We start from the raw sequence: 12449 nt of genomic DNA on the forward strand, positions 1-12449 counted from the left end.
ACACCGCGCACCCGGCGGAACCGGCCACGCTGCCGCAGCTGTTCGCCCGGGCCGTGCACCGCACCCCCGACGCCGTCGCCGTCGTGTTCGAGGGCGCCGAGCTGACCTACGCCGAACTGGACGACCGGGCCGGCCGCCTCGCCGCCTCGCTCCTCGCCCGTGGCGCCGGTCCGGGCAGCATCGTGGCGGTGGCGATCCCGCGCTCGATCGACCTGGTCGTCGCCCTGTACGCGGTGCACCGGGCGGGCGCCGCCTACCTGCCGATCGACCCGTCCCACCCGCGGGAACGCAACGATTATCTCCTCGCCGACTCCGGCGCGACCGTGCTGCTCACGTCGGCCGCCACCGACCACCAGCCGGTCGCGCCGGTCGACATCCCGGCCGACGCCGCCGCCTACGTGATCTACACGTCCGGGTCGACCGGCCGGCCCAAGGGCGTGGTCGTCTCGCATCGCTCGATCGTCAACCGGCTGCGCTGGATGCAGCACGAATACCGGCTCGAACTCGGCGAGCGGGTGCTGCAGAAGACCCCGGCCGGCTTCGACGTCTCGGTGTGGGAGTTCTTCTGGCCGCTCATCGCCGGCGGCACCCTGGTCGTGGCCCGCCCCGACGGCCATCGCGACCCCGCCTACCTGGCCGAGCTGATCGCCGCCGAGAACGTCACCACCGTCCACTTCGTACCGTCGATGCTGCGGGCCTTTCTGGCCGATCCGGCCGCCGGCCGGGCCGCCGCCGCCCTGCGGCGGGTCATCTGCAGCGGCGAGGCACTGCCGGGCGATCTGGCCGGGCGGTTCGGCGCGCTGCTGCCGGGCGTCGAGCTGCACAATCTGTACGGGCCGACCGAGGCGGCCGTGGACGTCACCTACCAGCCGGTCGACACCACGGTTCCGGCGCCGGTCCCGATCGGCCGGCCGGTCTGGAACACCCAGGCCTACGTCCTGGATCCCTGGCTGCGACCGATGCCCGCCGGTTTCGTCGGCGAGCTCTACCTGGGCGGCGTGCAGCTGGCTCGCGGCTACCTGAACCGGCCCGCCCTGACCGCCACCCGCTTCGTCGCCGACCCGTTCGGCGCACCCGGCGACCGCCTGTACCGCACCGGTGACCTGGCCCGGCTGCGCCCCGACGGCGCCCTCGAGTACGCCGGCCGCACCGACGACCAGGTCAAGATCCGCGGTCTGCGGGTCGAACCGGGCGAGGTCGAGGCCGCCCTGCTTGCCGTGCCCGGCGTGACCGCGGCCGCGGTGGTGGCCCGCGCGGACGGTCCGGCCGTCCGCCTGGTCGCCTACGTGGTCGGCGAGCCGCCGGCCGACCTGGCCGCCCATCTGGCCGGCACGCTGCCCGAACACCTGGTTCCGGCGGCATTCGTCCAGTTGGACTTGCTGCCACTGAGCCCCAACGGCAAGCTTGACCGCCGAGGGCTGCCGGCCCCCGATTTCGCCGCTCGGGCCGGTGCCGACGACCCCCGCACGCCGGCCGAGGAATTCTTCGCCCGCGCGGTTGCCGACGTTCTCGGGCTTCCCCGAGCCGGCGTGCGGGACAGCTTCTTCACCCTGGGCGGCGACAGCATCCTGGCCCTGCAGCTGACCGCCCGCGCCCGGGCGGCCGGCTGGCAGCTCACCGCCCGCGACGTCTTCGCCCACCCCACGGTGGAAGGGCTGGCCGCGGCGGCCGGCCCGCTCGCCGCCGCGCAGGCCGCCGGCACCGTCCCGCCCTGGGGCGACGTGCCGGCCACCCCGATCATGCGGGACCTGGCGGTCGCCGACCCGAAGCTCAGCCAGTCGATGCTGCTCACTGCCCCGCCCGGTCTCACCGCCGCCGCCCTGGCCGACCGCCTGCAGTTCCTCCTGGACCGGCACGACGTGCTGCGCGCCCGCTGGACCGGAACGGCCCTGCACGTGCCGCCGCCCGGCGCTCTCCGCGCAGCCGACCTGATCGGCGCGCCGCTGGACCCCGTGGCGGGCCGCATGCTGCGCGCCGAGCTGCGCGGCGACCAGGTCCTTCTGGAGATCCACCACCTGGCCGTGGACGCGGTCTCCTGGCCGATCCTGCTGGCCGACCTGGCCACGGCCGACACCGAAGCCGACGGCCTCGGCCGGGCTGCCGTCGCCGGTGAATTCGCCGGCAATGGGGCACAGGCTGCCGGCACTTCGTTCCGGGCTTGGGCGCTGGCCTTGACGCGGGCGGCCGGCGAACGCGAGGGCGAACTCGGGCACTGGCAGCGGGTGCTCGGCGGCCCGGCCGGTTTCCTCGGCGACGTCGTCATCAATCCGGCGGCCGACACGCTGGGCACTCTCGATCAGGTCACCGTCGAGTTGGGCGTCGACCGGACCACGCCGCTGATCACCGCGATCCCGGCCGCCTACCGGGCCAACGTCCAGGACGTGCTGCTCTCCGCCCTCGCCGCCGCCGTCGGCGACACCCTGGTGGTCGAGCTGGAGGGGCACGGCCGCGAGGAGCACGTGCTGCCCGGCGCCGACCTGTCCCGGACAGTCGGCTGGTTCACCACCGTCCACCCGGTGCGGCTCACCGCGCCCGGCGCGAGCGAACCGGCCGCGCTGCTCAAGCGGGTGAAGGAGACGCTGCGCGCCGCGCCGGACAACGGCATCGGCTACGGCCTGCTCCGCCACCTCAACCCGGCCACCGCGCCGCAGCTCGCCCCGTTCCCGCAGCCGCCGGTTCTGTTCAACTACCTCGGCCGCGTCGGCTCCACCGATGTGGGCGTGGAAAGCGACGCCGACCGGCCGTTCTGGACTCCGGCACGGGGCGAGGGGCTTCGGGGAGACGCCGGAGACGACATCGCCGCCCGGCACGTGCTGAACCTCGAGGCGACCGTTCTGGACGGGCGGCTCGTACTGTCCGCCTCCTATCCCCGGCGAGTGCTGGAGGAGTCATTCGTGCGGGGGCTGCTCGGGCGGTGGACCGAGGCGCTCGCCGCGCTCGCGGAGACGCCGGGGATCGGTGGGCTCACGCCGTCCGACGTGCTGGGCGATCTCAGCCAGGACGACCTCGATGAACTGGGCGAGCGCTATCCGGGGCTCGTCGACGTGCTGCCGCTCACCCCGCTGCAGGAGGGGCTCTTCTATCTGCACGCGCTGGACGGGACCGACGTCTACACCGTGCAGCAGCAGCTCGACCTCGAGGGCGACGTCGACCCGGACCGGCTGCGGGCGGCGGCGGCGACACTGCTGCGGCGGCATCCCAACCTGCGGGCCGCCTTCACCACCACGACCGGGGGCACGCCGGTGCAGGTCATCCCGGCCGAGACCGAGGTGGCATGGGGATACCGGGAGGTGTCCGACGTGGACGCCGATCGGCTGGCCGACGCCGAGCGGTCCGGGCCGTTCGATCTGGAACGGCCGCCGCTGCTGCGGTTCCTGCTGCTGCGCCTGGGAGAAGCCCGGTACCGGCTCGTGCTCACCCAGCATCACCTGCTCGTCGACGGCTGGTCCGGGCCGTTGGTGGCACGGGAGCTCTTCACGGCGTACGCCGGAAACGCACCCACGCCGAGCCGCCCCTACCGTGACTTTCTCGCCTGGCTGCGGGATGCCGACGCCGACGCCGCCCGCGAAGCGTGGCGGCAGGCGCTCGACGGTCTCACCGAGCCCACCCTCGTCGCCCCGGGTGGCCCGGCCGGTCTTCCGGCCGAGGTCACCGGGCAGCTCCCGGCGGCCGCCGACCTCGCGCGCGGTCTCGGCATCACCCCGAACACGCTGGTCCGAGCGCTGTGGGCGGTGCTGCTCGGGCGGCTCACCGGACGCGACGACGTCGTCTTCGGGGCCACCGTGGCCGGCCGCCCGGCCGAGCTGAGCGGGGCCGAGGAGACGATCGGGCTGTTCATCAACACGCTTCCGGTGCGGGTCCGGCTGCTGCCGGGGGAGACCTGGCGTTCGTTCCTCGCCCGGCTGCAGGACGAGCAGGCCGCGCTGCTGCCGCACCAGCACCTCGGGCTGGCCGCGATCCAGCAGCTGCCGGGGCTGGGCGAGCTGTTCGACACCCTCGTGGTGTTCGAGAGCTACCCGGTCGACGCCGACCGGCTCGACGACAGCCAGCGCGCCGCCGGCGTGAAGCTGGCCGGCGTGGAGAGCCGGGACGCCACCCACTATCCGCTGACGCTGGTCGCGGCCGAGGACGACGGGCTGCACCTGGCGCTCGAATATCAGCCGTCGCGGTTCGACGAGGCCACCGCGCGGCTTCTGCTCGACCGGCTCATCGCCCTGGCCACGCAGGTGGCGACCGATCCGGAACGGCCGGTGGACCGTTCCGACGCGCTTACCGCCGAGGAGAAGCGGCGGATGCTCGTCGACTGGAACGCCGGTGACCTCGCGGTCACCCCGGCGACCCTGCCGGGTCTCATCCGCGGCTGGGCCCGCACGACTCCGCAGGCGACGGCCCTGGTGGTGGGTTCGCGTCGATGGACGTACGCCGAATTGGTCGCCGACGCCGAAACGCTCGCCGCGACCGTCGCCGCGGCCGGAGCGGCACCCGGGCAGATCGTGGCGCTGGTCCTGCCCCGGGGTGAGCACATCGTCCCGGCGATCGTCGCGGCCATGATGACCGGCGCGGCCTATCTGCCGATCGACCCGGAGTACCCGCCGGCCCGCATCGCCGCGATGCTCGACGACGCCCGGCCGGTGGTGACGCTCGCGGTCTCCTCCACAGTGGACCTACTGCCGCCGGGCGCGCCACGTCTGGTCCTCGACGCCGCGGCGGCACCGGCGGTGGCGGCGCTACCGGAGATCACCCCGGACCACCCGGCGTACGTGATCTACACGTCCGGGTCGACCGGCCGGCCGAAGGGCGTTCTCGTGCCGCACCGGACCGTGGTCAACCTGTTCGCCAGCCACCACGACCGGATCCTCGGACCGGCCGCGGACCGGCTCGGCCGGCCGCTGCGGGTCGCACACAACTGGTCGTTCGCGTTCGACGCCTCCTGGCAGCCGCTGCTCGCACTGCTCGGCGGCGACGAACTCCACCTGGTCACCGACGAACCCCGCCGGGACCCCGACCTCCTGGCGGCCCTGCTGCGCGACAACGGCATCGACATGATCGAGGTCGCCCCCTCGCACCTGGACCAGCTCGTGGCGGCCGGTTTCGACGCGGCCGGGCTCGCCGTGCTCGGAGTGGGCGGCGAGGCGGTGCCCGACCAGCTCTGGGCCGCCATGGCCGCGCTGCCCGACACCGAGTCCTACAACTTCTACGGGCCGACCGAATGCACGGTCGACGCGGTGGTGCAGCGGGTCAAGGAGGTGCCGCGGGCCATCATCGGCCGGCCGGTCGCCAACACCAGCCTCTACGTCCTGGACGGGCGGCTGCGGCCGGTGCCGCCCGGGGTGGCCGGCGAGCTCTACATCGGTGGAGCGGGAGTCGCACTCGGCTACCTCAACCGCTCAGCACTCACGGCGCAGCGTTTCGTCGCCGACCCGTGGGCGCCGGGGCAGCGGATGTACCGCACCGGCGACGTCGTCCGGTGGACCGCCGAGGGCCGCATCGATTACCTGGGCCGGTCCGACGACCAGGTGAAGATCCGCGGGCACCGGGTGGAACTGGGCGAGGTCGCCGCGGTCCTCTCCGAACACCCCGCGGTGGGCCAGGCCGTCGTCATCGCCGACGGCGGGCGACTGGTCGCGTACGCCGTGACGGCGGTCGACCCGACCGCGCTGCGATCCTGGGCGGCGGAACGACTCCCGGCCTACCTCGTGCCGGCGGCGGTCGTCACCCTCGACGCCCTGCCGCTCACCGTGAACGGCAAGCTCGACCGGGCCGCCCTGCCCAAGCCGTCCTTCACGGTCACCGGCCGCAGACCGGCCGGCCCGGCCGAGGAACGCCTCGCCGCGCTCTTCGCCGAGGTCCTCGGGCTCGACGAGGTCGGCGCCGAGGACAGCTTCTTCGACCTGGGCGGCGACAGCATCGCCGCGATGCGGCTCACCAGCCGCGCCCGCGCCGTGGGGATCGACGTGCGGCTGCGGGATCTCGTGTCGTTGCGGACCGTCGCCGCACTCGCGGAGGTGACGCCGGCATGACCACCCGCATCGAGCGGCCCACTGCCGCGATGAGCGTCAGCCGAACCGGCGGGGAGAGTGCCGCATGACCCGGAGCGAGCTGCTGCGCTGGTCGGTCCGGCAGTCCCGGGCCGGACTGACCGCCTCCTGGATCGGCGGGCTCGGCTATCAGGCCGGGCTGATCGCGCTGCCCTGGTGCCTCGGCCGGGCCCTCGACCGGGGCATCACCGGCGGGGACCGCGGCGAGCTGATCCTCTGGGCCGTCGCCACCCTGGTCGTCTCGGTGGCGCTGACCGCCGCCGAGTGGGCGATGCGCTGGTGGTCCACCCTCGCCGGCGTCCGCACCGGCAACACGCTGCTGCTGCGCCTCGCCGACCGGGTGCTCGGCTGGGACGCCGCCACCGCCCACCGGTTCACCGCCGGCGACCTGGTGGTGCGCGGCACCCGCGACGTCGAGCAGGTCACCGTCTGGCTGTCCACCGTGCCGTCGCTGGCCAGCGGCGTGATCGGGCTGGTCACCGTGCTGATCGTGGTGGCCACCCTGGACCCGCTGCTGGCCCTCATCGGACTGGCCACCCTGCCGCTGCTGATCCTGGTCAACCTCTGGTACCCGCGGCGCTACGACCGGGCCAACGAGGCCCTCTCCGCCGCGCACGGCGCCCGCGCCGACGCGGTCGAGGACCTGCTCTCGGCCAGCACGGCGGTGCGCGGGCTGGGCGGCGAGACGGTGCTGGTCGAGCGGCATCATCAAGCTTCCGAAGCCGTACGGGATCGGACCCTTGCCTTGGCCCGGGTCGCGGCCGGCTGGTCGGCGCACGCACCGTTCGTGCCGTGGCTGGCCACCGCGGCCGGCGTCGCGGTCGGCGGCCTCGCCGTGCTGGACGGGCGGTTCTCGGTCGGTGGCCTGGTGTCGTTCGCGAGCTGGATGGCGCTGCTCGGCCGCCAGGTCATGATGCTGACACTGCGCTTCAACCAGTTCGGCGACGCGTGGACGGCGGCCGGCCGGATCGGCGCGGTCCTCGACGCCGCCCCGGTCATGACCACGCCGGCCTCCCCGGCGCCGCTGACCGTCGGCCCGCTGCGGACGAACGCCGTAACCGTGCACCCGCCCGGCCGGGGTGTTTTTTCACTGCCCGACCTGTGCGTGCAGCCGGGCGAGTTCGTGGCGATCACCGGTGCGGTGGGCAGCGGGAAGTCGACGCTCCTGCGCCTGTTCGCCCGGCTCGACGACCCCGCACAGGGCGAGGTCACGCTGGACGGCACCGACCTGCGAACGGTGGATCTCGCCGCCGTCCGCGACACGATCACCCTGGTCGGGCAGCGGCCGCTGCTGCTGTCCGGAACCATCGCCGACAACCTGCGCCTCGGCCGGGACGGCGTCACCGACGAGCAGATGCGTGACGCCTGCCGACGAGCCGCCATCCTCGAACACATCGAGTCGCTGCCCGACGGTTTCGGCTCCGAGCTCGGCGAACGCGGCTCCACCGTCTCCGGCGGCCAGGCGCAACGGCTCGCGCTCGCCCGCGGCCTGCTGCGCGGGAGCCGGATCCTGTTGCTCGACGACGTCACGTCCGCCGTGGACGCCACCACCGAGCAACGCATCCTCGACGGTCTCCGGGCAGCCGGCAGCACGATCGTCTTCGCCACTTCGCGCCCGGCCGTCGCCGCGCGCGCCGACCGGGTCGTCGACCTGGGCGTGCACGACGGGGAGCTGGTCCATGGCTGACGTACGCCTGCTTGCCGAGGAACCGGACCAGCGGCACGTGCTGCGCCGAGCCTGGCCCCACCTGCGCCGGCACCGGGCCGCCATGGGCGCGGCGGTCACCGTGAACCTGCTCGCCACCCTGGCCCTCACCCTGGTCCCGGTGGTGATCGGCCGGGCCGTCGACGAACTACTCGACAACGACCGCACCGGCCTGCTGACCTCCGCCGCCGTGGTCTTCGGCCTGGTCATCGCCCGCACCCTGCTGCTGCGCTGGTCGGAGCTGCTGCTGGTGCGGGCCGGCGAGAAGGTCGTGCACGACCTGCGCGACCTCGTGGTGGAGCGGCTCGGCGGCACCCCGCTGCGATTCCTCGAAGCCCACCGCGGCGGCGACCTGCTGCAACGCGCCACCGTGGAGATCGCCGAGCTGGCCGCCTTCGTCCGCGGCCAACTGCCCGACCTGATCTCGCTGGCCGGGTACGTGGTGTTCTCCACCATCGTGCTGCTCACCTCGTCGTGGCAGCTGTTCACCCTGCTGCTGGTCGTCTTCGCCCCGCCGATGTGGCTGCTCACCCGCATCGTCCGGCGCGCCGCGGAACGGTCCTATCCCGCCGAGGCGGCCGCCCGGGCCACGCTGACCAGCACCTTCTCGGAGAGCCTGCAGGCCCGCGAACAACTGCAGATCGACGGGGCCACCGGGACCTGGCTGTCCCGGCTGGGCGGCGACGCGGGGCACTACTACCGGAAGGCGCGATCGGCCCAGGGTGCCGCAACCTGGATCGACGGCACCTGGATCGTGCAGGGGATCGCCAGTGCGGCGCTGCTGATCGCGGGCGGCATCATGGCCGCGAACGGCATGATCTCGGTGGGTGTGGTGGTCACGTTCATGCTGGCCAGCCGGGATCTGTTCAGCTCGGTCGACGACCTGACCCTGGTGGTGGGCGACCTGCTGGAGACGAGGGTGGGCTTGGCCCGCCTGCTCGACCTGCTCGACGCAACCGCGGCCCCCGCAGCCGTCAGCGCGGCGAACGTTAGCGGCACGAACGTTGGGGCGGCGAACGTTAGCGGCACGAACGTTAGCGCGGCGAACGTTAGCCGGACGAACGTTGGCCCGACGAACGTTAGCGGGACGAACGTTAGTGGCACTAACGTTAGTGAGGCGAACGGGCTGGCGGCGGAGGGCGTCACCTACAGCTACCGGGCCGGCGAGCACGTTCTGCACGGCATCAGCGTCCACTTCGGCCCCGGGGAGCATGCCGGGATCGTCGGTGAGACCGGCTCCGGCAAGACCACCCTCGCCAAGCTGCTCTGCGGGCTCTACCTGCCCGACTCCGGGACAGTCCGGCTGGGCGGCGCCGACCTCTCCGCCCTGGACGCGGCCGATCTGCGCAAGCGCCTGGTCCTCATCCCGCAACAGGTCCACATGATCGCCGGAAGCCTCGCCGACAACCTGGCGCTGACCCCTGGCCGCAAGACCCGGGCCGACTTCGCGAACGCGGCCGATGCGCTCGGCCTAACCGCCTGGATCGACTCCCTCCCGGACGGTTTCGACACCGACCTGGGCCGCCGCGGCGAGCGTTTCTCGGCCGGCGAACGCCAGCTGGTCGGCCTGGTCCGGGCCGCGATGACCGACCCCGAGGTGCTGATCCTCGACGAGGCCACCGCCGACCTGGACCCGGGCACCGCACACCGCATCGAGGAGGCCCTGGCCCGGCTGCGCGCCGGCCGCACGGTCCTGGTCATCGCCCACCGCCCGGCCACCATCGACCGCCTGCCCCGAGTAATCCGGCTGCACGCCGGCCGCATCACCACGGAGGAGCCGCCATGCCCATGATCGACGTCGGCGGTGTCCGGCTCAACTACGAGGAACGTGGTGCCGGGCCGGCCGTCCTCTTCCTCTCCGGCACCGGCGCTCGTGGCCGCACCTGGCACCTGCACCAGGTCCCGGCGCTGGTGCGCAGCGGCTTCCGGGTGGTCACCTTCGACACCCGGGGCATTCCGCCGTCGGACACCCCGCCGGTGGTCACCATGCCCGATCTGGTCGCCGACGCGGCCGGTCTGATCGAGCAACTGGGGCTCGGCCCGTGCCGGATCGCCGGTTCCTCGATGGGCGCCCGGGTCGCCGCCGAGCTGTGTCTGCGCCGCCCTGAGCTGGTCGACCGGGCCGTGCTGATGGCGACGTTCGGCCGGCCCAGCGTGTTCCTCGAGGCGGTGACCCGTGGCGAGCGCGCGCTGCAGGAGGCCGGCACGAAACTGCCGGAGGAGTACCGGGCCGCGGTGCGGGCCATGCTCAACCTGTCGCCGCGCACCCTGGCCGACGACCGCAGCGCCCAGGACTGGCTGGACATCTTCCAGATCCCGCTGCCGGGGGAGTCGGACGGCAAGCAGAGCCGGCTCGAGGCCGACGAGAACAGGGACAGATTCACGGCGTACGCCGAAATCGGGGTGCCCTGCCTTGTCGTCGGTTTCGCCGATGACCTGATCGCCTCGGCGAAGGGGTGCCGGGACGTCGCCGCGGCCATCCCGGGCGCCCGCTACGCCGAGATCCCCGACGCCGGCCACTACGGCTATCTGGAACAGCCCGACCTGGTCAATGCCGAGCTCATCAGGTTCCTGACGGAGGAGAAATCATGATCACCGCGCGCGAGGTAGAGCTGGTCTGGCACGACCTCACCCCCAGGTTGCTCGAGGTGCGCCGGGTCGAGCGGCTGAGCCCGCGGATGGTCCGGGTGACTTTCGGCGGCGAGCAGCTCGACGGTTTCTGTTACGGCGCACCCGACGACCACGTGAAGGTCTTCTTCCCGGAGCCGGGCGCCGACCTGCCGGTCATGCCGACGCTGGGGGAGGAGGGGCTGGAGCCGCCGCCGCCCGGTGCGCCGCTGCCGATCTTCCGCGACTACACCGTCCGATATGTCCGGGCCGGCCAGCGGGAGCTCGACATCGACTTCGCGCTGCACGGCCACGGCCCGGGCGCGAGCTGGGCCGCGCAGGCGACGCCGGGGCAGCGGCTCGGCATTCTCGGCCCGCGCGGCTCCACCGTGGTCCCGCTGACCTTCGACTGGTATCTGCTCGGCGCCGACGAGACTGCGCTGCCGGCCCTCGCGGCCTGGCTGGAGCGGCTCCCGGCGGACGCGACGGTGATCGCCTTCGCGGAGGTCGCCGACGCCGCCGAGGAGCAGCCCGTCTCGCGCCCGGTGACGTGGCTGCACCGCGACCGCGGCGACTCCCTGCAGAAGACGATCACGGAGTTGGAGCTGCCGGAGGGTGACGGCTACATCTGGGTCGCGGGCGAGGCCACCGGCCTCAAGCCGATCCGCCGGCACGTGCGGGCGAAGAACCACAACCGGAACTGGGTGGAGATCGACGGCTACTGGAAGCGGGGCGTCGAGAATCTGGACCACCACGAGGACGACGATGAGTAGCCCTCTGCCCGGTCTGGACGCCCACGTCCTCCTGGTCTTCCTGCTGCAGATCTCGCTGCTGCTGGGGGTGGCGCTGGCCCTCGGCCGGCTGGCCGTCCGGCTCGGCCTGCCCGCGCTGGTCGGCGAGCTGCTGACCGGGGTCGTCCTCGGCCCGTCGCTGCTCGGCGAGCTCACCCCGAGCCTGCTCGGCTGGGTGTTCCCGGACGACGCCGGCCAGTTGCACCTGATCGACGCGGTCGGCCAGATCGGCGTCCTGCTGCTGGTCGGCGTGACCGGCATCCAGCTGGACACGAGGATGCTGCGCACCCGGGGCGCCACCGGCGTCAGGGTCAGCCTGTCGGGTCTGCTGCTGCCGCTCGTGCTGGGCATCGGCGCCGGTTTCCTGGTGCCGGCCACGCTGCTGGCCGACGGCACCGAGCGCGGCGTCTTCGCCCTGTTCCTCGGCGTCGCGATGTGTGTAACGGCGATCCCGGTGATCGCCAAGATCCTGGCCGACATGAACCTGCTGCACCGCGACATCGGCCAGCTGACGCTGGCCGCCGGCACGGTGGACGACGCCGTCGGCTGGTTCCTGTTGTCGGTGGTCTCGGCCGCGGCAACCACGGGCGTACGGGCCGGAGCGGTCTCGTTGTCGCTGCTCTACCTGGTCGGCTTCCTGCTGTTCGCGTTCCTGGTCGGCCGGCCGCTGGTGCGCCGGTTGATGAGCCGGGTCAGCGGTGGCCCGCGGGTAACCGTCGCGGTCGTCGTGATGATCCTCGGCGCCGCCGCCACCCAGGCGATGAAGATGGAGGCGATGTTCGGCGCGTTCATCGCCGGCATCCTGATCGGGCAGGCCCGGACCGGCGACGAGAAGGTCTGGACGGACCTGCGGCCGCTGCGCACCGTCGTGCTCAGCGTCCTGGCGCCGATCTTCCTGGCCACCGCCGGCCTGCGGATGGATCTGACCGCCCTGGCGGATCCGAAGGTGCTGGTCGCCGCGATCGCCCTGCTGCTGGTGGCGATCTTCGGCAAGTTCGCCGGCGCCTATCTGGGCGCCCGGATGAGCCGCCTCTCGCACTGGGAGGGCATCGCGCTGGGCGCCGGCATGAACGCCCGCGGCGTCGTCGAGGTGGTGGTCGCGAGCACCGGCCTGCGTCTCGGCGTGCTGACCATCGCGACCTACACCGTGGTGGTGCTGATCGCGGTGGTCACGTCGGTGATGGGCCCGCCGATCCTGCGCTGGGCGATGTCCCGGGTGGAGCAGACCGAGGTGGAATCCGAGCGCGAGTTGGTGCTCGCCGCAGGCTCCCATTAGGTTAGGCTGCCCTTACAAATGAAGGAGGGACA

The 12449-nt window shown here is 73.1% G+C and carries 5 protein-coding genes and 2 pseudogenes; all 7 read left to right on the plus strand.

Features of this window, described 5'->3' with window-relative positions:
* Positions 1-2: 2 nt before the first annotated feature.
* Positions 3-1673 (plus strand): annotated as a pseudogene (locus Ato02nite_RS53190) (amino acid adenylation domain-containing protein); the annotation flags it as partial.
* A 309-nt stretch (positions 1674-1982) separates the two neighbouring features.
* Positions 1983-6020 (plus strand): annotated as a pseudogene (locus Ato02nite_RS53195) (amino acid adenylation domain-containing protein); the annotation flags it as partial.
* Positions 6021-6084: 64 nt separating this feature from the next.
* Positions 6085-7725 carry an ABC transporter ATP-binding protein gene (locus Ato02nite_RS04825; protein ID WP_213005136.1) on the plus strand — a complete coding sequence of 547 codons (1641 nt, stop codon included), beginning with the start codon at positions 6085-6087 and terminating at the stop codon, positions 7723-7725.
* Positions 7718-9535: an ABC transporter ATP-binding protein gene (locus Ato02nite_RS04830; protein WP_213005137.1), complete on the plus strand. Its 1818-nt coding sequence runs from the start codon at positions 7718-7720 to the stop codon at positions 9533-9535. Before Ato02nite_RS04825 ends, Ato02nite_RS04830 begins: the two co-directional genes overlap by 8 nt.
* Positions 9526-10335, plus strand: coding sequence for an alpha/beta fold hydrolase (locus Ato02nite_RS04835; protein WP_213005138.1), 810 nt, complete (start codon positions 9526-9528; stop codon positions 10333-10335). Before Ato02nite_RS04830 ends, Ato02nite_RS04835 begins: the two co-directional genes overlap by 10 nt.
* On the plus strand, positions 10332-11123 hold the full coding sequence (locus Ato02nite_RS04840) for a siderophore-interacting protein (protein WP_213005139.1): 792 nt from the start codon (positions 10332-10334) through the stop codon (positions 11121-11123). The genes Ato02nite_RS04835 and Ato02nite_RS04840 overlap by 4 nt, the downstream gene beginning before the upstream one ends.
* A complete protein-coding gene (locus Ato02nite_RS04845; protein ID WP_213005140.1) occupies positions 11116-12417 on the plus strand; it encodes a cation:proton antiporter in 1302 nt (433 codons plus the stop codon). Before Ato02nite_RS04840 ends, Ato02nite_RS04845 begins: the two co-directional genes overlap by 8 nt.
* Positions 12418-12449: the final 32 nt, after the last annotated feature.

Origin of the sequence: Paractinoplanes toevensis (assembly GCF_018332695.1) — a bacterium.
Taxonomy (GTDB): Bacteria; Actinomycetota; Actinomycetes; order Mycobacteriales; family Micromonosporaceae; genus Actinoplanes; species Actinoplanes toevensis.

What these genes read in the sequence shown, in the direction of transcription:
- Ato02nite_RS04835 (WP_213005138.1), top strand. Translation starts at nt 9,526, where the DNA reads ATGCCCATGATCGACGTCGGCGGTGTCCGGCTCAACTACGAGGAACGT.
- Ato02nite_RS04830 (WP_213005137.1), top strand. Translation starts at nt 7,718, where the DNA reads ATGGCTGACGTACGCCTGCTTGCCGAGGAACCGGACCAGCGGCACGTG.
- Ato02nite_RS04840 (WP_213005139.1), top strand. Translation starts at nt 10,332, where the DNA reads ATGATCACCGCGCGCGAGGTAGAGCTGGTCTGGCACGACCTCACCCCC.
- Ato02nite_RS04845 (WP_213005140.1), top strand. Translation starts at nt 11,116, where the DNA reads ATGAGTAGCCCTCTGCCCGGTCTGGACGCCCACGTCCTCCTGGTCTTC.
- Ato02nite_RS04825 (WP_213005136.1), top strand. Translation starts at nt 6,085, where the DNA reads ATGACCCGGAGCGAGCTGCTGCGCTGGTCGGTCCGGCAGTCCCGGGCC.